Here is a 23,340-nt window from a genome sequence, read left to right as displayed (position 1 = left end):
TTTTTTTGGAGCTATTTATGCTAGGAAACCTTGTCATATCAACGAATTTTAAGGATGGACAAATTATGTCCATAGGGTGGGTAAAGTCCCTGGAGAAATGCTGATTCGAACGTGTTATAGTGTGCTTAGGAGGTGTTTCTAATGCAAATTTTAATCTGTAAAGAATGCGAAGAAACCATTGAGTACACTGAGTATAAAAAAGTTGTCAAAATCTATTCAACTTGCGAAACTTGCAAAAACGAAGCTACTAATTCAACTGCAGAATAATATATATACTAATAAATGGAAACCAGCAAACTTAATTTCATTCTTTCGGTTTTCTACAATTATTCCAAATATTAAACGGAAAGAGGCACCTCCAAGCTAGGATGGTGCCTCTCACGCTGTTTTGAATCGGATTAATTTATTAATTGCATCACTTTTACTTATAAATGGGCCGCTTTGACCATTTAGCATACGTAATTCACAACGTCTGCACATTTTATCAACAAATTTCACCGTTATATCAACAAAAACTCTTCTTTTATCAACGAAATGCACCGCTTTATCAACAAATTTCACAACTTTATCAATAAAATTCACAATGCGTTTGTATTTTCGATATAGATTGGGTTATATTTCAACACACGAAAAAACACAAGGAAATTCCTTGTGCTTTCTCATCATGTTTATTTTACTTCGTATTCAGCTGCTTTTAAAAGTATATCAACGATATGCACGACTTCCACACGATCTGATTGTTTTTCTCGATCGACACCTAACTTCATTTGAAGTAAGCATCCAGGATTTGCAGTTACTATTGACGTAGCTTGCGTTTTTGTTGCTTGCTTCATCTTGTAATCTAGTATTTGCATCGACATTTCTGATTCGACAATATTATAAATACCGGCAGAACCGCAGCAACGGTCTGCGTCTTTCATTTCGTGATAGTAAACATTTTGAATGGACTTCAATAATGTTCTAGGAGCGGAAGCAGTTCTCATGACATTTCTTAAGTGACATGAATCCTGATACGTAATAATTTGTTCTGGTAAACTTAATTTCACTTTTTTATGGAATTCAACTTCTACTAGAATTTCTGATATATCTTTTAGTTTATTTTTAAATGAAAACGCTCGATCTTTCCAAATCGGATCATCTTTAAGAAGGTGATCGTAGTCAATTAGGAAACCACCACAGCCACCTGCATTTGTAATGATATAATCTACTCCAAGATTCTCGAAAGCTTCGATATTTTTCCTAGCCATATCCTTCGCAATCGACTTTTCACCGCTATGTCCATGCAATGCACCACAGCAGGCTTGGTTCTTAGGAATGACAATTTCACAGCCAGCTAATTGTAAAAGCTTCATTGTGGCATTGTTGGTGTCTAGGAACATCGTATCCATTAAACATCCAGAGAAAAATGCTACCTTTTTAACTTTTTCTTTTAGTGGAGGTAGATAATCAGGGCGTGATTTCATTTGTTTCATAGTTGGAACTTTTGGTAAAACTTTTTCCATAGCAGATAAGTTGTTTGGTATTAACTTCATGATTCCAGCTTTTCTTGCAACGACTTGAAGGCCTGTTCGTTGATATAATCCTAATAAGCCCACAGCTAGTCTCATACGCTTTTGGTGTGGAAAAAGTTCTTTAAATACGACTTTACGTATTGCTCGTGCAGGAAGTGAATGCTTTTTGTGTTGCGCAATAATATCTCTTGCTTCTTCTAGTAAATGGCCGTATTTTACACCAGAAGGACAAACAGGCTCACATGCACGACAACCAAGACAAAGCTCAAGTGTACGTTCCACATCTTCATCTGGTTCAATTAAACCGTCCGTTACTGCTTTCATTAAAGCAATACGCCCACGTGGTGAGTGCGATTCTTTTTGCCCAGATTCAATATATGTTGGACAGCTTGGTAAACAAAAACCGCATCGCATACAGTTTAAAAGCTCATCTTCGTTCATTCGTTCTTTAAATTGTTGACCGATTGCTTGTTGTTCTTGAAGTGTTGTCATTTTGACACCACCATTCTTTTGCGACTATCTTTTGCAAAGACTTTACCAGGGTTCATAATGTGATTTGGATCTAAAGCTGATTTGACAGCAAGCATTGCATTAATGCCTTCTTTGCCAAGCTTTAATTCAAGGTAAGGAGCTTTTACTATTCCAACTCCGTGTTCACCTGTAATCGTGCCACCTAGTTCAATTGCTTTTTCAAATATCTCTGCAAATGCTTCTTCTACTCGTTCCATTTCTTCATGATTACGAGCATCAGTTGGACAAGTAGGGTGTAGATTACCATCGCCCGCATGGCCGAACGTACAAATTTTTACATTATGTTTTTCAGCAATCTCATTAATTGCATTAACCATTTCAGCAATTTTAGAACGAGGTACAGTCGCATCCTCTAAAATTGTTGTCGGTCTTAATTGTGCAAGAGCTGAAAGAGCAGAGCGTCTAGCCGTACGTAATGCTACTGCTTCTTCTTCAGATTTAGCTACACTCACTGAAACGCATTTTTCTTGCTGACAGATTGATTTAATTAATTCGATGTCTCTGTTAACAACTTCTTCGGGACCATCTTGTTCAATTAGTAATACAGCTTTTACATCGGTCGGTAAGCCAATTTGTGCAAAGTTTTCAACTACTTCTAGAGTAGGTTGATCCATAAATTCAAGTGAAGTAGGAATAATTTTATTAGCAATAATTTTAGAAACAGTTTTGGCTGCATCTTCTAAGCTATCATATAATGCAAGCATTGTTTTTTTCGTTTCTGGCATTGGGATTAGCTTCAATGTAGCTTCAGTAATAATCCCTAATGTTCCTTCAGAGCCAACAAATAAGCGAGTGAAATCATAACCTGCAACATCTTTTGCTAGTTTCCCACCAGTTCGAATGATGTCTCCGTTTGCTAATACGATTTCAAGAGCGATTACATAATCACGTGTTACGCCATATTTTAATCCACGCAGGCCACCTGAATTTTCATTAATATTTCCACCTATTGTAGAAATTTTCATTGAGCTTGGATCTGGCGGATAAAATAAACCTTTTTCTTCGATTCTATTGATCATATCAAGTGTCACTACACCTGGTTGAACTGTAATCGTTAAGTTTTCTTCATCAATCTCAAGGATATTGTTTAAGTGTTTAAATAAAATGACGATTCCGCCCTCAGTTGGACAAGTACCACCGCATAAATTCGTTCCCGAACCTCTAGGTACAATTGGAATGATGTGTTCGTTACAAATTTTCACAATTTCGGATACTTCTTTAGTAGAGCGAGGACTAATGACTGCATCCGGAAGTGATTGCAAATTAGGTGTAGCATCGTAAGAGTAGACGAGTCTCTCAACTTTTGAATCATCATAATTTTCATTTCCAACAATTGCTATAAAACGTTGAGCAATGTCTTTTGTAATCATAAATAAATTCCCCCCATTATCTTAATTCAAGTATAAAGAGTTAGCAGACGAATTTACTATAGAGAAAAATACAGAAAAAACACCAATTATCGGTGTTTTTTTGTAGAATCATCTAAAAGATATGTTCCTATATATAGTTTGAATAAATCCTGGATATTTTTAGGATTCAAATTCGTTAATTCATAAATTTTATTTAGACGATATAGTAGTGTGTTTATATGAATATGTAACGCTTGTGCAGTATTTTTAAGCGATAGATTTTGGTTTAAATATTCTTTGATCGTACTATATAAATCTTCTTCGCTTAAAATCGGTGAAATCGTCCGTTGTATAAATGTTTTCTTAATTTCTGGTGAAAGTTCCTGCAAGATTAGATCAATTGTTAAGTCTACATCAAAAATAATTGAACTTGTTTTCAATGCGACCTTCAATGCTCGAACTGCTTGATGGTATGATTTATGTAATTGATTTGGAAGGATTTGTTGACCAACACCAGCAGCGATTGGGAAGTTTAGTCGATTTTTAATTATTTCATAAAGGTCATTTACTCGTTGTAGAGTATCTTTATTCAAATCGTCAACTTTCATCAAAACTACAATTCGGTTATTGCCCCAACGAACAAGTACGTCCTCTGAAGATCGATTAGTTAAATCCAACAATAGTTGGCGAGTATCGATTGGTAACATATTTGAATTTTCCCACTCAAAAATAACAATCTGTCTTGCATAATTTAAATCAATATTTAACATAGTCGAACGTTCATAAAAAGGATCATCCCACTCGATATCTTGAATCCAATCAAATACAAATGCTTCAAGTGCTCTTTGGTGTAAATCAATTTGGTCTGTATAATAATTTTCTCTAATTAATAATTCGGTCATTCTACGAAGCATTTCTCCAAAAGGTGAAATATGTTCGGGATTTCCTGTAATGCCAATCACTCCAACTATTTCATTTTGAAAATAAATAGGAAGATTAATACCAGCCTTTACACCAGTCAATCGACTTTCATCTTCGGAAGTTATCGTAAAAGTTTTCCCCTCATTAATTGCAATTAAGGAACCTTCGTGAAAAGTACCAGTTCGCGTTGGATCCGTACTTGCTATAATGAATCCATCTATATTAATAATAATGATATCCTCTTGTATTAGTTTCCTAACTTCATTTATGATTTTTAAAGCTAACTCATTGAGTACCATGGTTTTCTCCAATCACAATAGTTAATACTAGTATAATGAAAAATTTCGTTATTTCTACTATATGTTATACAATTTAGTTTGTGATAATAGTAAGAGCAGGAAAAATAGGATTCATTTAACCCTGTCTTTTCTTAGTTTTGCCCGTAATATCCTAGTTTTAACGTGAAGGGTTACTAAATGGAAAGGGTATAATAATCTATATATAAGTAATAAAAAGGAGTAAGTGATGAACAATTATAAATTAATCATTCAGTACGATGGAGGCCGTTATAAAGGTTGGCAAAGGCTTGGTAATGGTGAGAACACAATTCAAGGCAAAATTGAACATGTAATTTCAGAAATGGTAGGAAGAGAAATTGAAATTATTGGTAGCAGTCGAACGGATGCAGGTGTACACGCCTTTGAACAGGTTGCTAATTTTAAAATAAAAGAAAACATACCTGAATTAGAAATTAGAAGTTATTTAAATCGTTATCTACCAAATGATATTAGTATAAAAGAAGTTTCGATGGAATCTGACCGTTTTCATTCAAGATATAATACGAGTGCTAAAACGTATGTATATAAAATTTGGAATGAAGAATATACGAATCCTTTTATGCGTAAATATAGTATGCATGTAGAAGAGAACTTAGATCTTAAAAAAATGAAAATGGCAGCAAAGTACTTTTTAGGTGAGCATGACTTTACAGCATTTTCAAATGCCAAGTCTAAGAAGAAATCAATGGTTCGTGAAATCTACTCAATTGATTTTGAAAAGAAAGACGGATTTATTCAAATAAGAATAAGTGGTAATGGGTTCTTATACAATATGGTTCGAAAAGTTGTAGGAACATTAATTGAAGTTGGTACTGGTAGATTAAATGCTGATAATATACCAAAAATAATTGAATTAAAGGATCGTGCACAAGTAAGTAATCTTGCTGATCCTGGTGGGTTATATTTGGAAAAAATAGAGTTTAAGTCATAAACTTGAGTCACCTTAGAGTATTACGAACACAATGTGAACTTTATTGATAAAGCTGTGAACTCCGTTGATATAATGGTGTTTCTCGTTGATATCTCACTGAACTCTGTTGATATATTGCTGATTCACGTTGATATAAATCTGGTACTGGTTAAAATCATCATTTTGCCAGCAGATAATACCTTTTTAACATCAAAAAAGAGCATGGAAATAATATTCCAGTGCTCTTTTTTTAGTTCTTAAGTTTATTTTCTCTAGCATCATATGCTTTTTCTTTAAATAGAAGCATAAGGAAAAATCCGATTAGTAATAAAATTAGCATGAAAAAAACGGAATGATTCCATGTAGATTGTTCGCCTTTAATGAACTGCATCGCATCGATTACAATTACCGCCCCTAAATTACCTGCCATTAGAAGTAGCCCAGTTGCTTCTCCTGATACAGTTTCATCAACTAGCTCTTCTGTAGATGATAATAGTAAGGCGAAGGCCGGTAAAAAAATGAATCCAAGGACACTACCTAATACGAGTAGAAATGTAAAGTTTCCTGAAGTGCAAACAGGATAAATTAAAAGGAGGGATCCGATTATCGTAAAGAGTAAAAATGGTTTTCGTTTGCCAACTTTGTCTGATAAAAATGGAATAATAACTGAGCCAATTATGCCCCCAATGATTAGAGAGCCTCCGACAATTCCAGCTTGTTCCGAGGAAATTCCGAACGGTTTTAATATTTGTTCAAGCCAGGAAGTTAGCCCATTAAAGACGCCTAATCCTAAAAAGGAAACAATATTTAACAGTAAAAGGTTTTTGGTTTTGAGTAATTTAAATGTAGTACTAAAACTACTAGATGTCGTTTGTTTAAAATCTGTATTATGATGACCGATGAAGTAGAAGATGAGAGTAGCAAGTATTGTTAGAATTGCCATGATGACTAAAGTTAATTGAAATCCAAAAAAATCGACAAAAAGGGGAGTCACTGCTAATGCTATTGCCATGCCGATGAACATCCCTACGGTGCCAATGCCTGTTGCGGTAGCTTGCTTAGTTTTAGGAAACCAGTCAACGACTAAACTTGATATGGCATTTAAAATATAAGGTTGGCCAATCGCAATTCCTATTTGACCAAGTAAGAGGAATGAGAAGCTTGAATCAAATATTCTGATACAAGAAAAAACTGACATGAATAATCCACCTATTAATATGCTAACACGATATCCACGTCGATCAATTACTTTGCCAGAGTGTATTGAAAGGAGTATATAAATTAGTGGGAATACAATTAATAACCAATTAATGTCTGACTCGGTTACTTCATAATGCGATTTTAAATAAGAGATAAGAGGTGCAAAATTTAGCCAAAGCATTTGACTAATACCAGCAAGTACAGCAAATGACACTAAGACATACCAGTTTGTGAATGGCTTAGAAACTTTAGTAGACGTCATTCGATCACTTCCCTAACATATTTTCTATAAATAAATCGATTTAATAGAATATATGTTACGAAGTCTACTAATAACAACTCGTTTGAATAAACAAATATAAACATTTTCTTCAAATTTAAACACCTCTAAAAGTAGCCTAACTAATCTGCTACTTTTAGAGGTGTATTTAAACTATTGATTCCTTTCTAAGTAATCAATCGCGTTTTTTAATCTGTTTAATCCTTCAATAATCTTAGATTTTGGGCATCCAATATTCATTCGGATAAAATCCTTTCCGGCCAAACCGTATGTTTCTCCAGGCATGATCGCTACTTTTGCATGATGAACAAGTGCATGCTGTAACTGCTCGGTAGAAAAAGGGAGCTGGGAAATATCAATCCATGCCAGGTATGTTGATTCAGGCATAGTAAATTTAAGTTTTGGAAGGTTTTTATTAATGAAATCTTCTACCGTTTTTAAATTATCATGTATATATTCGACCAACTCATCAACCCAGTCGCCACATGTATTGTACGCTTTAATTGTCGCCAGTGTCCCAAAAATACTTGCTGATGAAAGGCCGTCTCGATTTTTTAATGATAAGAGAAATTCATTATTCATTGTTTCATTAGGTAAAATCATATATGAGCCACCTAATCCAGGCGTATTAAATGTTTTACTAGCGGAAGTACAAATACATACCTTTTCCAAATTGATGCTAGTGTTTATGATTGGAATATGAGAATTAGGCTCATGCACAATATCCATATGAATTTCATCAGAAATAATGAAAACATTATGTTTATTACACAAGTCAATAATTGCTTTCAATTCATGTTTTGTCCAAACCCGACCTGTAGGATTATGTGGACTACATAATAGCATGACTTTAGCACGCTTGTGAGATAGTTTTTGTTCCAAATCATCAAAGTCGATTCGGTATTTACCATTTTCGTAGAGTAATTGATTGTCAGAAATGAGTCGATTGTTATCTTGAATGACTTTAAAGAAAGCATCATAAGCTGGAGTTTGCATCACGATATGATCACCTTCAATCGTCAAGTATTCAATTACTTTCGAGATCGAATAAATGACACTTGGACTGTAAACGATCCAATCTTCTTTTATTTCACATGAGAAACGATTACGAAACCAACCGATAATTGAATCTTTAAATTCAGCATGATTCCAACGCGTATAGCCAAATATGCCGTGATTCATTCGTGTTTCTAATGTCTGTATTATTTCATCTGGACACTGAAAGTCTGTATCTGAAATCGAGAAGGGGAGCAAATCTGGTTCTCCAAAACGATCTTCAATATAGTCCCACTGTGTACAATAAGTGCCAGTTCGATCAATCATTTGATCAAATTTGTATTTCATTTCGTACATCCCCAATTTTATTTATGATGATAATTTTTCTAATTGTGATTTAAGAATACCTACTTGTGGACCAATAACAACTTGTAAATTGTGTTCATCTAATTTCACAACACCAAGTGCACCGCAATCCTTTAATACTTTTTCGTTAATCATCTGCATATTATCGACAACAAGTCTCAATCTAGTAATGCAGTTATCTAGTGATTGAATATTCTCTTTCCCACCTAAAGCAGTAAGAATTTTTAAAGCTTGTGCATTTGTACCTTTAACTACTGGTTCTTTACTTTGATTTTCTTCTTCTGCTATTTCTCTACCAGGAGTTTTTAAGTTGAATTTTAATATTGCGTATCTGAAAACTGAGTAATAGACGGCAAACCAAATTGCACCTATAACGGGTACGAGATACCATTTTGTTTTAACGCCTTGTAAAACACCGAAGATAATAAAATCAAGTATGCCACCATCAGTATTACCGATTGTTAAGTGAAGCAGAGCCATTACCATAAAACCTAATCCTGTTAAAATAACATGAATGAAATATAACGGTGGAGAAACGAATAAGAATAAGAATTCGATTGGTTCTGTGATTCCGGTTACAAAAGTTGCAATAACACCTGAAATTAAAAGTCCTTTAATTTTCTTACGATTTTCTGGACGAGCAGTGTGATAAATTGCCAGTGCTACTGCTGGTAGACCAAACATAAATGTTGGCATTTTTCCTTGTGATAAGAAAGCTGTCGCTGAAGGACTAAATGGTACACCAGCTTTTAATTGTGCGTAGAATATATTTAGAGCCCCAGATACTGATTGACCATTAACAACCTCAGTGCCACCAGCATCAGTAAATCGAATCATTGCAACTAAAATATGATGAAGACCAAACGGTAATAGTAAACGCTCACCAGCACCAAATAAAAATGGTCCGAATACACCAGATTTTTGAATCAAAGTTCCAATACCTGTAATTGCGATTGCAAAAATTGGCCAAATCATTGGAATGATAATCCCGACGATTGATAAAGTAAGTGTTGTTATGATTGGAACGAAGCGGGCACCGCCAAAAAAGGCGAATGCATCTGGAAGTTTTATACTATAAAAACGGCTATGTAATAAATAAACGATTATACCGGCAATGATCCCGCCTAACACACCCATTTCGATTGTTTGGATCCCCATTACCATACCTTGGCCAGCTTGACGCATTTTATCTGCTGCTACTAATTGATTTGTTTCTGTTAAATAAAAATTAATTGATAAGTGCATGATGACATAACCAACAAAACCAGAGAAAGCAGCTACGCCTTTTTCATAACGTACAAGACCAAACGGAATGGCCATCGCAAATAAAACTGGTAAGTACGAAAATGCAAAACCACCTATCGTAGACATAAAGCTAAAAATAACTTGCAGTACATGATTTCCTAAAAATGGGAATGTATCAATTGTTGTTGGACTAGTAAATGAACTTCCAATACCCAACATAAGACCCATAAAGGCCAATAAGGCTACAGGTACCATAAAAGTCTTACCTAAACCTTGGAAAAATTCCCATAGCTGTGATTTAACGGACTTCTTCTTTGCCATGTTATTAGCTCCTTCGTTTTTTATTATGTCTTAAGAATACTCACACCCAAAAAGATTAACAACCGTTTGAGATGATTATGTAAGCGTGTACAATTTTTGTATATTGGAAAGAAATTAAGAGTAGAAAAAGAAGTGAAAGCAGGAAGAGAAAAAAGCAGGGGGACTAGGAAAAGTTTAAAAATTTTACCTAGATCCTGCTCATTATTTTTCATTTAGATAGGCAATGATTATGAAGTCAAGTACCATACTTAAAGGGAATCGTGATGTCATATCAAGTTCTCCGAAGTAAGTATTTGTAATGTAGGCTTGGAGTGATAAATTTACTTCTTTTTGTAGGCGGTTGCTGTGATTTCCGGTGATGGCAATCGTTTTAACATTTCTGTTTTTTAAAATATGAGCGAACTCCAACATGTGCAAAGTTTCTCCACTATATGAAACTAATATAGCTAAATCATTTTCTGTTAAACTATTTGCTGCACTTCGTAGCTCGTCCCAATCAGTTCGGGCATTACATAGTTTTCCCGCAAACATAAGTTTTCTAGAAGCATCGACACAAGCAGGAAGAGAATTACCAACTCCAAAAAACTCTACATGTGTGCTTTCTTTTAGTAATTTAGCGGCTAGCTTTATTTTTTCCTCATCAATATACTCTAATGTTCGCTCCATTTCTTCCTTCATTCTCTCAATATGTGTATTCAGTAGATAGGAGGTAGAAGACACTGGACTTTGAGCTTTATTCGTTTCCATTGAGAGGGTATACTTTAAGTCCTGAAACCCACGAAATCCTAATTGTTGGCATGTTCTACTGATCGTAGCTGTAGAGACATAAAGCTCCTTAGATACCTCATCAAGATTAAGCTTCGTAATATAATCAGTATTTTGCAAAATATAATCCAAAACTTGTTTTTCAAGCTGGCTTAGTTTTTCTCTATTTTGTGATAGACGCTTTAATAGTATTTGCATAAAATCTCACCTGCTTTTAGTGAACTAGAATAATATCTTATTATATAGCAATTATTCAGAATTAAGTGAAAGAAATGTGGGTAATTTGCAACAGGATTAAAGAAGAGAAAGATATTTTAATTTTAATTTAATCTATTCAAAAGAATAATAGGGTGATAATTTAATATAGAGATTAAATTTTTTAATTAAATCTAAATAAAGGGGAAATCATTAGTTGAATAATTTGCAGGATATTTTTATTCAGAATGGATTTAAAGTAACAAATGAGGGAAGTAAGTCAATTGAATTTGAAAATAGTTTAATCAATGAAGTAATTTATTTACTCCCTAATATTGAAATTACTATTGTTAGGAGTCCAGAGAAGATTGAAGAGAAACCAGAATTAATTAATGATAACATACGCAAAAATCACAATGCATCGTTTAAAAAGTTCCCTAAAAAAAGAAATAAAGGGAAAAGTCCAATTCACTATGGCTATGCCTTTAAATTTCAATCACCTCAAGAATTATCTACGTTTCTTTACACTTTAAATAAAAATTAACTTAAACGAAAAGGGGAAAGAATATTGAAAAAGTATTTTACATTTTTAATTGTTATTAGTTTTATTCTATTAAGTTTTAAAAAACCAGTAGAAGCAAGTACAATTACATATCCTATTAATCAACCAACCTATGTTTATAAAGATAAAAAATTCACCTCAAATATTAAAGGTGATATAAGACCAAAAAAGAAGGTAACAGTCGTTAAATCTAGCAAAGATTGGTATTATGTAAAATACACAGATCTAAATGATAACCAGCAATATGGATGGATTAACACTAAGGGCACGAAGGTACAAATAACGAAACCTAAGACATTTTATTCAGTACCTATGAAGACGAATGCTAATTTAGTAAAAAAGAAGGTATTAAAAGGTTATTACATAATAAAAGGTGCAACGAAGACAGGGTGGTACAAGGTCTTATATAATAATCAAGATTATTTTATTCCGATCTCACCTTTTAATGTTACTCTAAATGTAAATACTTTAGCATTTAAAAATCCAATGGAGCAGACCAATCATATAACTGTAAAAAGTGGAACATATACAATATTAGATGAACAGGCGGAAAATTGGTATAAAATCTCTTATAATAAACAGCAAGTTTGGGTGCAAAAAATAAAAAAAGTAAGATCCGACGAAAAAGATGTTTTTAAGAGTGGCTTAAATATTGTTAAAGAGTTGGAAGGAAACGCATGCACTAAGTTGGGGAATGATCATGGCGGTTTGACTAAGTATGGAATTACCCAAACTGTTTATGATGAATATCGAAAGGGTCAAAAATTAGGGGGAAACTCTGTTTGTTATATCTCAAATAAAGGGGTTGAAGACATAATATACAATACATATTATGTACCAACTAACGGAACAAAAATGAGCTCAAAATTAGCAATTGTCATGTTAGATACAGCTGTTAATTTTGGTAAAGGGACCGCGTACGCGATTTTTCAAAGAGCATTGAGCATTGATAAAGGAACGACGAATTGGGGTCCATTAACTAATTATAGTTTTAACCATTTACCGACGAACCAGGAAAATGATGTTGCATTAAGAATGATATATGAAAGAATGCGTTCGCGTTATAATATTGTAGCCAAAGACCCCGGTCAAGGGCAATTTCTTAAAGGCTGGCTAGCTAGAGATCAGAAGTTACTCACGAAATTGGCATTGAAATAGTATAGTTTAGAGAGTGGGTGTCCCAAAAGTAATTTTTTAGGGACACCTTTTTTATGTTTAAAAGTAAAAAGGATATGAATCAATTCAGGAGAAAAGATTCATATCCTCAAGGTAGTAAAGTTTTAAATTAAAACTCACCAGTTCCGTGATTAAACATCCAATGAATGCCGAACTTGTCCGTTAAGCTACCGTAAGCTTTGCTCCAAAAAGTTTCTTGAAGCTCCATTTCAACTTTACCGCCATCACTTAACTTATTAAAGACAGATCTAAGTTCTTCTAAGTCTTCACTTAAAAATGATAAATGAATATTATTGCCTTCCACAAAAGGGAAACCAGGGAATGTATCTGAGAACATAACATTGCTACCGCTAATGTTAAGTCTTGTATGCATAACTAAATTTTTTGCTTCTTCAGGTAGTGGGTACTCTGGATTTGGAGGTGCTTCTCCAAAAGTCATGATTTTTGGTGTTTCCGTGTTAAATACAGCTGCATAGAACTCAACTGCTTGACGAGTATTTCCATTAAAATTTAAATAAACATCGATTGGCATTTAATTCACTCCTATTTCTTATGTATTTAAAAGCCTACAAATCCATTCTATCCAAAAAAAGGGAAATTAACAAACTAAGATTTGTAAAATATGTGAAATATTCTGATTTTATTTTTAATTGGAAATAAAAAAGTGGAATCGCAAATAAATTAAAAAAATATCAAATGAATAACTCAAAATGAACTAAATTAAGTCGTTTCTATAAAATTATTTCTTAAAAAACAATTAATCTTCTGTAAATCACTTCATGAGTAGGTTAAAAAGCTTCTGTTCAAATAAAATTTGCTCAGTTTTAACCCGGACCGCTAATCTCCATAAAAGTAATTACTGAGAAGTTCGTAGAAAATTGTCGTAAAGATAGTAAAGACTGATTATCTTGTTTGTTTTACTGGCCATATATTTTCCTATTCTATAAGTGGTATTCCACTAATGAAAATGTAAAATTGCATCTTTATACTAATTAAACTTGCAATTGCCTCAACATTTATTTAGCTTTTCCCGGAAAAATAAATTTTTTTCGTACCTCATCGACTGAATATGTCAAAAATTTCTTTTTTTCTACTCGGTATTATGAAAAATTTTCCTGTTCGTGCATGCCAAAAGTCCAATTGAATAACCCAATATGATTATAGGGGTTACGTAATTAAAATTAAGTTAGTATCAACTTTCTTACCAAAGCATTAGCAATTAATTGGAACTGTTTGGGGTGAATCTATTTTTATTTTAATAGATTGAGAACATTAAAGTTTACTGTAGAGGAGATTAGAAATGAAAAAGAGAAAAAGCTTTCCTTACCAAGTTCTAGCGACGACAACTTTAGCTTCAATGTTATTTACATCAACTGGATTTGCTGAAGGAACAAACGAAAATCAAGTACCAGCTCCAAGTTTAGATGAAATTGTAAAACAAGGTCAAAAAATTTTTGCTGAGGAGCAGAAGCAAGCAGGAGGAGAGGTTGTAGATCCATTTGGATATAAAGATTTAAAAAATGCCCAAGCTTATAAACCAACTGATAAAGTACGTGTAATTGTTGAAGTTGAGGAACCAACATCTACAGATACTTCTACTCAAACTAAAAAAACACGTTTTAAACAAAAGCAGGATCAAGTAATCTCACAAATTTCAAAGGGAAGATCGACTCCTAAAATTAAGCAACGTTTTTATGAAGGATTTAATGGATTTAGTATGGAAACTGAATATCGTAACTTAAACGATATTCAAGCAACTCCAGGTGTAACAAATGTACATATCGCAAGACAATACCAACCATCAATGGGAGCAAGTAAAGAATTAGTACAAGCTCAAAAAGTATGGCAAAGTTACGGATATCAAGGTGAAGGATTGTTAGTAGGGATTGTCGATACAGGAATCGATTACACACATAAAGATATGACGATCACTGTAAAAGGTAAAGCGAAAGAAAAGTGGACGAAAGAAAATATTCAAAGCAAGCTTGATCAAACAAGTGTCGGTGATATTTGGTATAGTGACAAAGTTCCAACTGGTTATGACTGGGCAGATCATGATACAGATGTAATCCCGCATGGTGCAGGGAATGAACATGGTATGCACGTAGCTGGCACTGTTGGTGCAAATGGTGATGAATCGAATGATGGAGTTCAAGGTATTGCTCCAGGCGTACAGTTATTAGCAGAAAAAGTATTCTCTGATAATGGAAACGGTGGTGCTTATGAAGATGATATCATAGCAGGTATTGAGCACGCTGTAACAATGGGTGCAGATGTTATTAATATGAGTTTAGGAACTGATTCTGGTTTTGTTAGTGAAGTAGATGATCCTATTCAAAAAGCGATTCGTGAAGCGACTGAGCAAGGTACACTTGTAATTGTCGCGGGTGGAAACTCTGCTTATAGTACACAAAATAATTTGTTACAATCTTCTGCAAAACCTTATGCCGAAAATCCTGATATTGGTACTGTTGGGGAACCAGGAGTAAGCCCTTATGCTATTTCAGTTGCATCATATGAAAATACAAGCATACATATGAGTACACTTCAAGAAGAAAATGGTTTACAACTTCCTTACCAAGATCAAACACAATATAATTTTAACTTGTCAAAAGTATTATCTCCATTAGAGTCGTATGACATGGTATATGTAGGAGAAGGTAAAACGGCAGATTTTAAAAATCTTCCTGATTTAACAGGTAAGATTGTCGTTGCAAAACCAAATGTAAAGTATAGTACTTACACTTATATTCAATCTGAAGCGCAGAAGAAGCACGCAAAAGCGGTGATCCTTGTTCCTGCAAATGAGGATATTGATTATCCATACGTTTATTGGAGTTCTTACTCATTATTCCCGCAGGCAGCTACGACAAGTAAAGCGATTGGTGATGCATTGATTTCTAAGTTAAAGAGCGGTTATGTTGTAAAAATGAAACCTTCTAAAGGTGTATATGTAGATAATCCAGCTAAGAATACGATGTCATATTTCTCATCTTATGGAGCTCCACATACGCTAGACTTTAAACCTGAAATATCAGCACCAGGAGGTAATATCTACTCAACAGTACCGGATAACGGGTATGAAGTAATGAGCGGTACGTCAATGGCATCGCCACATGTTGCTGGTGGTTCAGCATTAGTATTGCAATCACTTTATGAAAAAGGATTAAAGCATTCAGAAGAAACGGCATTAAAAGCGAAGATTGCTTTAATGAATACTGCGAAATTAGTACAGGATCCTCGTACGAATAATGAAGTGCCGTATTCTCCACGCGTTCAAGGTTCTGGTTTAATGCAAATTCAAAATGCAATTAAAACACCGGTGATTGTTACGAGAAAAAATACACCACTTGAGCAGGCGGGAGCAGTTGCGTTAAAAGAAATTAAAAATGATCGTGCGGTCTTTAATTTAAATGTTGAATCGCTTCAAACAGAGAAAACGAAAGATGAATATGAGTACACTGTAAATGTTGACTTATTAACTGACGGAATTGAAACGAAACAATTTGACTTAGATAACGATGGCGCATTAGATACAAAAGACTATTTAACTTTAAAAAGCGAACGTATTGAAGGTGCTTCTGTATACGTTAACGGCGAAAAATTATCTGGATCAGAAGGTGCAACATTAAAAATTAAATCTGGTCAGAAGAAAAACCTAAATGTTGAAATTCGTTTGCCTAGAACGATGAAGAAAAATGAATTTGTTGAAGGATTTGTGCATCTTGTACCAACAGGACAAAATAGTGATTCTGCAGTACCTTTAACAGTACCATACATGGGCTTTAATGGAGATTGGGATGAGCCTAAAAATATTGATCCGGCGGCATATGAAAAAGATGCATTCTTAGGCTATACGACGCTTTGGAATGATGAAATAGGAGCGGAAGGGGTATTCCCATTAGGTTATGACCCAAGAACAGGAAGATTTAATATGGATCGAATTGTCATGTCTCCTAATACTCCATTGAACGAAGTGTACCCATCATTTACAGTACTTCGTAATTTAGAGAAGGCAGAAATGTATATTGAAGACCAAAAAGGCAAATTGATTCAATATTTAAGTGATTTTAGTGAATACACTGGGACTGGTCAACCTTGGAAATTCCGTAAAAATATTATGTCTTACAGAGATTATATGAACACTGGATATTTTTGGGATTTAAAGGATAAAAATGGACAGTTAGTGAAGGATGGCACTTATAACTATGTCATTAAAACAACGCTTGATTATAATGGTGCGAAGCCACAAATCGTTAAACTTCCATTGCATATTGACTCAGTTGCGCCAGTAGTATCTGATATTAAGGTAACACCTAAAGATGGTCAATATGAAATATCCTTTAAAGCAACAGATAGTGGAAGTGGCTATAATGGAGCAATTGTTTGGTACAATGGTAAATATACTCCACTACAACAAGGTGCAACATCAATTCTTGTAAAAGAAGAGCCAAAAAGCGTAGTTGTTTTAGGAGCAGATTATGCCCTAAATCAAAGTTATACAGTTTGGGGAGATCCTTCTTATATTAATGAAGAAATGCTTGTTAGTTACTTCAGTGTCTATCCAAACAAAAACGTAAATGCTAAAACTCCAGCAGGAATCAATGCATTTGCAAATAACGCTATAAATTGGAAAGTGTATGTTAAAGATGTAAATGGTAATGTAATTGATACTTTAAACGTAGAAAATCAAACTGAAATTCACTTGAAATGGACTCCAGAAGCTGATGTTCCAAACGGTACGTATTCAGTTTATGCTGATGCATCTAGTAAAGATGGATTTAAAGTAACAACTAAGCCACAAACAGTTACAGTACAGCAATAAAAATGCAAATAATAAAAGTGTAGGAAGAATTTTTCCTACACTTTTTCATTTTTAACAAGATTATTAATGTAGAAAGTACTAAAAACCAACTTTAATCGGGTTATTAATATGATTTTCTGAACATTTGGTCCATAATAGAGAATAGAAGTAGTTTGTATGTTTTTTGCAGAAAGGTGTTTAGTAAATGAGGCATTTAACAATCTTATCAAAAATTGAAAATTACATGGATCGATTTACGCAAGCGGAAAAAAAAATCGCTGTATATATAATGGAGCATGCTGAAATAGTACCGAACTTAACGACTAAAGATATTTCTAATAATACTGGAGCGAGTGAGGCGAGTGTTGTTCGATTTTGTAAAACAATTGGAATCGGAAGTTTTAAAGCATTCAAAATAGCTTTAGTTCGTGATTTGACTGTTGCTGAAATGAATATTAATGATTTTTCTGTAATGGATAAAACGGACACACCGTATGATTTATTTAATAAAGTAACATATGTAAATAAAGCTGCGATTGAAGCGACAGTATCAACTTTAGATAAAAGAGAATTAGAAAAAGCAACCGAAGAAATTGTAAAAGCAAAAAAGATCATATTTTACGGAGTGGGCGGGTCAGCTGTATCAGCAATGGACGGAGCATATAAATTTGGAAAAATTGGCTACCACGCTATTATGTCTCCAGATTTCCATATGGTGATCACATTAGTAGGACATATGGAAGAAGGAGATATTTTTGTTGCTGTTTCTAATTCAGGTAAAACGAAAGATGTTTTAGAGCTGGCGCGTTTTGCTAAGAAAAGAGGAGCGACAATCATTGCAATTACTAAGCTAGGTAAATCTCCTTTATTTAAGGAAGCAGATATCAAACTTTGTACCCCAGATATGGAACAGGACAATCGAATTGGTAGTATAGCTTCTAAAATGGCACAACAAAATATAATCGATTCATTATATGTAATTTGCTTTAACCGTATTGGAAACAAGGTATCAACTAAGTTACATGAGTATAGTGAAGAAGCAGGCAAATTAAGAAGATAAAAGTGAATATGGATGATGAAAGAAGATGAGCAAAAGTAAAATTTGACTTGTCTTCTTTTTTTTCGACTAATAGGAGTAAAATGTCAAAATTTGAAGAGGGAATTTTATCCAAAATATTAATGTTACATATTTTACAGTAGAAAATGCATATTTTTAATATTTGTAATAATACTAAAGTGCTAAACTTCATTACTAGTATGAAATAAAAATATGAGGCTAAAGGTAGTGGTTTTAAAAAAACAAGCTATAAAAACTGACGAATTTCGTCATTATTCTATAAAAAAATGTTAGAAAAATGTTAGAAAATAATGAAAAATGTTAGTATTTGATGAAAAATACCCTCTATAACTAAAAGAATTTTTAGAATATTATTAAAATGTACTAAGGAAACTATTAGGGAGGGCTTATTTTGAACAAATTTGTTTTATCAAGTTTCGCATCTGTGATGGTTGCAGGCACATTATTTTCTGGAATTCCATTAAAAACAGCATCATCTGAAAGCTTAAGTAAAGTGCATAGTCAATTAGCTAAGCATTCAAAAAGTACTTTAGATTTATCGTTAGTAAATGATGAAAAACTTTTAGCTGCATTAGTTAAACGTGGAGTTATTTCTGGAAATGCTTCTCAAGATCAGAAGCAGGCTGCATTACAGAATTATTTAGAGGTTAAAGGACAAGCTAATTTAGTAACAGAAAAAGATCCAATTGCTAGTAAAGCTAAAAAAGCAGAAGCTGCTAAACATAATGAATTTAAAGATTTTAATAACGGATTATTACATGGAAATGGTAAGAAAAATGGTCAATTAAAGGGTAATCCTGATCCTGTTAAAGAGTCAGCTTCACCAGGTATTCAGAAGAAGGGTAAACTTTTAACATTAATGGTTGAGTTTTCTGATCTTCCACATAATCAAATTAAGCCTTCAGAAACAGACAATTACTATAAAGATTACGATACAAAACACTATGAAGATATGATTTTTGGTGAAAACGGTGTGAAAGGTCCAAACGGAGAAACATTCCTTTCACAAAAACAATATTATGAACAGCAATCTGGTGGGACTTATACTGTTGATGGGAAAGCATATGGTTGGTTAAAGGTACCTGGAACTGCAACATTTTACGGAGCAGATTCTAAATCTGGACATGATAATGTAGCGCCAGGAGGATCAAAACAATTAGTAGTTGATACATATAAGGCTGCATTAGCTGCAGGAATTCCTTTACAAGATTATGATTTAGAAGATCCACATGATTTAGATGGTGACGGAAACTACTGGGAGCCAGATGGATTAGTTGATCATCTTCAAATTATTCACTCAGGTATGGGACAAGAAGCTGGCGGTGGAGCACAAGGCGACAATGCAATTTGGTCACACCGTTCTGCTAAATACGTTGACGATACAGATGTACGTGGAGAAGGTTTACCAGGATTCTATGACTACACAATGATGCCTGAAGACGGAGCAACAGGTGTATTCGCACACGAATATGGTCATGATTTAGGATTACCAGATGAGTACGATACAATTTATTCTGGTGATGGTGAAGCTGTTGAATATTGGTCAATCATGTCAGCAGGTTCATGGGCTGGAAAAATTCCAGGAACAGAGCCAACTGGTTTCTCTCCTTGGGCTAAGTCATATTTCCAATCAACATTAGGTGGAAAATGGACAAACCCAACTGTTGTAAATTGGGAAGATGTATCGACAAAAGGTACTCAATTCTTATTAGACCAAGCAAATTCACCACTTGGACAAAATAACCAAGCGGTTCAAGTGAATTTACCGAAAAAAACTACACCAGTTAATAAACCAGCTACTGGCACTTATGAATACTGGGGTGGACAAGCAGACGAAATGGATAATAGTTTAGTAACAAATGTAGATTTAACAGGTAAATCATCAGCATCATTAACTTTTGATGCTTGGTACGATATGGAAGAACAGTGGGATTTCGCATTTGTTCAAGTTTCAACTGACAATGGTGCTACTTGGAAGTCATTAGGTAACGAACATACTAGAAATGATGTCGTTTCAAATGGCTATCCAACAATCATAAGCTCAATGCCTGGTTTTTCTGGCAAATCAAATGGATGGGAAGCACAAAGCTTTGATTTATCAGCATATAAAGGTCAAAAAATTCAGCTTCGCTTACGTTCTGCAACTGACTGGGGTACTTCAAATGTTGGATTCTTTGCAGATAATATCAAAGTAGTAGCAGATGGAGCTACAATTATTGATGATGGAGCTGAAAATGCAACTTCTCCATTTACATTAAAAGGATTCTCAAAATTCGATGGTAACAAATATTCAAATCATTACTATTTGTTAGAATGGCGTAACCAAAAAGGTGCTGACGAAGGTTTAGCTCATATTAAACGAGGAAACTCTCTATTAAGCTATGATGGTGGTTTAGTAGTATGGTATGTTGATGATAGCTTTACAGAAAACTGGACAGGTGTTCACCCAGGTGATGGTTTCTTAGGTGTTGTTGACGCGCATGATGATACGAATTTATTATGGAACTACGGTGATCAAGCAGTTTCACGCTATGCTGTTGCGGATGCAGCATTCGGATTAAATTCAACATCAGGTTATAACATTGGTTATACAACAGGTGAAAAATTGACTTCTCCAAGTCAAGTAGGTATCTCATTATTTGATGATAGCAAGGACTATAATAACAAGTTCTTACCAGATGCTGGTCGTAACATTGGACACTTTGGTTTAAAAGTTCGAGTTAATGGTCAGTCTACTGATAAATCAGTTGGATCAATCGTAGTATACAAATAATATGAAATCAGAAAGGCAACTTGATGTTGTCTTTCTTTTTTTTGACTCTTTTATAATTAAAGTCTTCCATTATTTGTGGATTTTTTTGAAATGAAATTTCATTAAAAATCACATGTTATATTGACTTTTAATTTCGAAAGCTTAAAATGATAAGCAAATAGTATTATTCTAATAGTAGGAAGAAGGAATGAGATTATGCTAGGGATATCAATCTATTTATCTGAAAAAAATATTGAAAAGAATAAAAAGTATATCGAAATAGCGAAGAAAAATGGATTTACTTCAATTTTTACCTCATTACACATACCGGAAGATGACCCTTCAACTTATAAAAATCTACTTCAAAACCTTGGTGCAGTGGCAATGGAAAATGAAGTCGAGCTTATGGCAGATATTTCAGCAAAATCACTTACTCATTTAGGGCTAGATTACTCAAACGTTAGTGAATTACTAAATTGGGGTGTTACTGGATTACGAGTTGATTACGGACTGGACGAAAAACAAATAGCAGACCTTTCTAAAAAAATGAAAATTGCTCTAAATGCAAGTACACTAACACCTGCATTTTTAAATGAATTACTTAAATTTGGATTACAAACTGAAAACGTAGAAGCTTGGCATAATTTTTATCCGCGCCCTGAAACGGGATTATCAACAGATTATTTAATTGAAAAAAATAAATGGTTAAAAAGCTGTGGAATTACAACAATGGCATTTATTCAAGGCGATGATGAAATGAGAGGGCCTTTGTTTAAAGGATTACCAACTTTGGAAAAGCATCGTGGAATGGATCCTCTACTTGCTTATTTAGAGTTAACTCAAAAATGCTATGTTGATAAAGTTTTAGTTGGCGATATTAGTATTAAAGTAGAAAAGATGACTACTCTTTCAAAAATGAATGGCTTGATCGAGCTAAGATATAGACCATATTCACATAAAGAGGAAATTCTTTCAATCGTTGAAAGGATTCATACAAATCGTGAAGATCCTGCGCGTGATGTAATTCGATCAATGGAATCTAGATTATACGGTAGTTTTGGTGAGACTAGTTTAAAGCCAGTAAATACAATTACACGAGAGATGGGCTCAGTTACAATCGACAATGAACGATATGGTAGATACGGAGGGGAGTTACAAATTATGCTTACTAATCTACCAAGCGATGAAAAGGTAAATGTAATAGGGAAGATTATTGAAGATGATCTATCGTTATTGCAATTTATTGGAGCAGGTAAGAAATTTAAATTAAAAAGAGTATAAAATAGACATTGAATTGTCTACAAGAAAAGCGTGTTTAAAGTTAACACGCTTTTTGTGTAAAAATAGACTGAACATATTTAAAAGCGATATTATGTATATATAAAACTAATATTGAATGGTCGTGGATTAGTGATTGATAAGTATTATGATGATTTGTTGAATATAAAAACAGAGGGAGAGCAAAAAGGTTTTAATGCCTCATTTCATTATCATCGATATGAGGCAACACCTTATAATGCTCTAGAGCAATTGTTTCAGCAATATTTAATTTCATGCGATGATCGTGTAGTTGACTTTGGTTGCGGTAAAGGAAGATTAAATTTCTATCTTAATAATAAATTTGATGCTACTGTTGTTGGAATTGAAATGAATGAAAAGTATTACAATGAGGCTGTTGAGAATAAAGAAAATTACTTAATGAAAAAAAGAATGAGCGAAGATAAAATTTTATTTTATTGCTGCTTGGCAGAAGATTATTCAATTGAACCATCTGATAATCGTTTTTATTTTTTTAATCCTTTTTCAATCCAAATTTTTAGGAGCATCATTAATAATATTTTAATTTCAGTTGAACAATCAAAGAGAGAAATTGAAATTATTTTATATTATAGTTCTGACGATTATATTTACTTTTTAGAAAACCAAACTGCTTTTGAATTAAAACAAGAGGTTATATTACCAGATGTTTATAAACAAAATCCAAATGAACGGTTTTTAATTTATCGATTGGCTTATTAAATTTTTAAGTTTCAAGGATAT

General features: G+C 33.7%; 17 protein-coding genes. 9 read left to right on the top strand and 8 right to left on the bottom strand.

Annotation, left to right across the window (positions count from 1 at the left end):
* Positions 1-141: 141 nt before the first annotated feature.
* Complete coding sequence (locus ACFCYN_RS12215) at positions 142-267, top strand: GapA-binding peptide SR1P (RefSeq protein WP_098119311.1); 126 nt, start codon at positions 142-144, stop codon at positions 265-267.
* A gap of 401 nt (positions 268-668) precedes the next feature.
* Here ACFCYN_RS12215 and ACFCYN_RS12210 read toward each other — a convergent pair whose 3' ends face one another.
* From ACFCYN_RS12210 to ACFCYN_RS12200, 3 genes are all read right to left on the bottom strand, one after another.
* On the bottom strand, positions 669-2,003 hold the full coding sequence (locus ACFCYN_RS12210) for a (Fe-S)-binding protein (RefSeq protein ID WP_172447044.1): 1,335 nt from the start codon (positions 2,001-2,003) through the stop codon (positions 669-671).
* A complete protein-coding gene (gene glcD, locus ACFCYN_RS12205) occupies positions 2,000-3,412 on the bottom strand; it encodes a glycolate oxidase subunit GlcD (RefSeq protein WP_172447045.1) in 1,413 nt (470 codons plus the stop codon). Before glcD ends, ACFCYN_RS12210 begins: the two co-directional genes overlap by 4 nt.
* A gap of 86 nt (positions 3,413-3,498) precedes the next feature.
* Positions 3,499-4,611 carry a PucR family transcriptional regulator gene (locus ACFCYN_RS12200; protein ID WP_375949531.1) on the bottom strand — a complete coding sequence of 371 codons (1,113 nt, stop codon included), beginning with the start codon at positions 4,609-4,611 and terminating at the stop codon, positions 3,499-3,501.
* A 226-nt stretch (positions 4,612-4,837) separates the two neighbouring features.
* Between ACFCYN_RS12200 and truA the strand changes: the two genes are divergently transcribed.
* Positions 4,838-5,581, top strand: coding sequence for a tRNA pseudouridine(38-40) synthase TruA (truA, locus tag ACFCYN_RS12195; protein WP_375949529.1), 744 nt, complete (start codon positions 4,838-4,840; stop codon positions 5,579-5,581).
* 229 nt (positions 5,582-5,810) lie between these two features.
* Here the strand turns inward: truA and ACFCYN_RS12190 are convergent, their stop codons facing one another.
* The 4 genes from ACFCYN_RS12190 to ACFCYN_RS12175 all read right to left on the bottom strand — a co-directional run bounded on the left by ACFCYN_RS12190 (position 5,811) and on the right by ACFCYN_RS12175 (position 10,931).
* Entirely contained in the window at positions 5,811-7,022 is a 1,212-nt protein-coding gene (locus ACFCYN_RS12190) for an MFS transporter (protein WP_375949527.1), read from the bottom strand.
* 171 nt (positions 7,023-7,193) lie between these two features.
* Complete coding sequence (locus ACFCYN_RS12185; protein ID WP_172447049.1) at positions 7,194-8,384, bottom strand: MalY/PatB family protein; 1,191 nt, start codon at positions 8,382-8,384, stop codon at positions 7,194-7,196.
* Between the two features lie 21 nt (positions 8,385-8,405).
* On the bottom strand, positions 8,406-9,968 hold the full coding sequence (malX, locus tag ACFCYN_RS12180; RefSeq protein WP_172447050.1) for a maltose/glucose-specific PTS transporter subunit IIBC: 1,563 nt from the start codon (positions 9,966-9,968) through the stop codon (positions 8,406-8,408).
* A gap of 201 nt (positions 9,969-10,169) precedes the next feature.
* Positions 10,170-10,931, bottom strand: a complete 762-nt coding sequence (locus ACFCYN_RS12175; RefSeq protein WP_172447051.1) for a MurR/RpiR family transcriptional regulator — start codon at positions 10,929-10,931, stop codon at positions 10,170-10,172.
* 214 nt (positions 10,932-11,145) lie between these two features.
* On the opposite strand from ACFCYN_RS12175, the gene ACFCYN_RS12170 reads away from it, so the two are divergent.
* Together ACFCYN_RS12170 and ACFCYN_RS12165 are read left to right on the top strand one after the other, a co-directional pair.
* On the top strand, positions 11,146-11,472 hold the full coding sequence (locus ACFCYN_RS12170) for a hypothetical protein (protein ID WP_172447052.1): 327 nt from the start codon (positions 11,146-11,148) through the stop codon (positions 11,470-11,472).
* A gap of 24 nt (positions 11,473-11,496) precedes the next feature.
* Positions 11,497-12,648 carry a glycosyl hydrolase 108 family protein gene (locus ACFCYN_RS12165; protein WP_375949524.1) on the top strand — a complete coding sequence of 384 codons (1,152 nt, stop codon included), beginning with the start codon at positions 11,497-11,499 and terminating at the stop codon, positions 12,646-12,648.
* Positions 12,649-12,775: 127 nt separating this feature from the next.
* On the opposite strand, the gene ACFCYN_RS12160 is transcribed toward ACFCYN_RS12165, so the two are convergent.
* Entirely contained in the window at positions 12,776-13,198 is a 423-nt protein-coding gene (locus tag ACFCYN_RS12160) for a VOC family protein (protein ID WP_172447054.1), read from the bottom strand.
* Between the two features lie 768 nt (positions 13,199-13,966).
* Here ACFCYN_RS12160 and ACFCYN_RS12155 point away from each other — a divergent pair.
* The 5 genes from ACFCYN_RS12155 to ACFCYN_RS12135 all read left to right on the top strand — a co-directional run bounded on the left by ACFCYN_RS12155 (position 13,967) and on the right by ACFCYN_RS12135 (position 23,319).
* The gene (locus ACFCYN_RS12155) at positions 13,967-17,491 is read left to right on the top strand and encodes a S8 family serine peptidase (RefSeq protein ID WP_375949521.1); all 3,525 of its coding nucleotides are present in this window, start codon (positions 13,967-13,969) and stop codon (positions 17,489-17,491) included.
* A gap of 184 nt (positions 17,492-17,675) precedes the next feature.
* Positions 17,676-18,530: a MurR/RpiR family transcriptional regulator gene (locus ACFCYN_RS12150; RefSeq protein ID WP_098119298.1), complete on the top strand. Its 855-nt coding sequence runs from the start codon at positions 17,676-17,678 to the stop codon at positions 18,528-18,530.
* A gap of 409 nt (positions 18,531-18,939) precedes the next feature.
* Entirely contained in the window at positions 18,940-21,321 is a 2,382-nt protein-coding gene (locus tag ACFCYN_RS12145) for an immune inhibitor A domain-containing protein (RefSeq protein ID WP_375949519.1), read from the top strand.
* A gap of 195 nt (positions 21,322-21,516) precedes the next feature.
* On the top strand, positions 21,517-22,581 hold the full coding sequence (locus ACFCYN_RS12140) for a DUF871 domain-containing protein (RefSeq protein WP_375949517.1): 1,065 nt from the start codon (positions 21,517-21,519) through the stop codon (positions 22,579-22,581).
* Positions 22,582-22,710: 129 nt separating this feature from the next.
* Positions 22,711-23,319, top strand: coding sequence for a methyltransferase (locus ACFCYN_RS12135; protein WP_172447058.1), 609 nt, complete (start codon positions 22,711-22,713; stop codon positions 23,317-23,319).
* Positions 23,320-23,340: the final 21 nt, after the last annotated feature.

Source organism: Gottfriedia sp. NPDC056225 (genome assembly GCF_042267765.1).
Taxonomy (GTDB): domain Bacteria; phylum Bacillota; class Bacilli; order Bacillales; family Bacillaceae_G; genus Gottfriedia.
The sequence above is the reverse complement of the archived record's forward strand: the minus strand, read 5'-3'. Positions and strand labels throughout refer to the sequence as shown.

Coding starts and splice junctions, on each gene's coding strand:
- truA (WP_375949529.1), top strand. CDS start 4,838: ATGAACAATTATAAATTAATCATTCAGTACGATGGAGGCCGTTATAAA.
- ACFCYN_RS12200 (WP_375949531.1), bottom strand. CDS start 4,611: ATGGTACTCAATGAGTTAGCTTTAAAAATCATAAATGAAGTTAGGAAA.
- ACFCYN_RS12185 (WP_172447049.1), bottom strand. CDS start 8,384: ATGAAATACAAATTTGATCAAATGATTGATCGAACTGGCACTTATTGT.
- ACFCYN_RS12175 (WP_172447051.1), bottom strand. CDS start 10,931: ATGCAAATACTATTAAAGCGTCTATCACAAAATAGAGAAAAACTAAGC.
- ACFCYN_RS12160 (WP_172447054.1), bottom strand. CDS start 13,198: ATGCCAATCGATGTTTATTTAAATTTTAATGGAAATACTCGTCAAGCA.
- ACFCYN_RS12210 (WP_172447044.1), bottom strand. CDS start 2,003: ATGACAACACTTCAAGAACAACAAGCAATCGGTCAACAATTTAAAGAA.
- malX (WP_172447050.1), bottom strand. CDS start 9,968: ATGGCAAAGAAGAAGTCCGTTAAATCACAGCTATGGGAATTTTTCCAA.
- glcD (WP_172447045.1), bottom strand. CDS start 3,412: ATGATTACAAAAGACATTGCTCAACGTTTTATAGCAATTGTTGGAAAT.
- ACFCYN_RS12155 (WP_375949521.1), top strand. CDS start 13,967: ATGAAAAAGAGAAAAAGCTTTCCTTACCAAGTTCTAGCGACGACAACT.
- ACFCYN_RS12215 (WP_098119311.1), top strand. CDS start 142: ATGCAAATTTTAATCTGTAAAGAATGCGAAGAAACCATTGAGTACACT.
- ACFCYN_RS12190 (WP_375949527.1), bottom strand. CDS start 7,022: ATGACGTCTACTAAAGTTTCTAAGCCATTCACAAACTGGTATGTCTTA.
- ACFCYN_RS12140 (WP_375949517.1), top strand. CDS start 21,517: ATGCTAGGGATATCAATCTATTTATCTGAAAAAAATATTGAAAAGAAT.
- ACFCYN_RS12150 (WP_098119298.1), top strand. CDS start 17,676: ATGAGGCATTTAACAATCTTATCAAAAATTGAAAATTACATGGATCGA.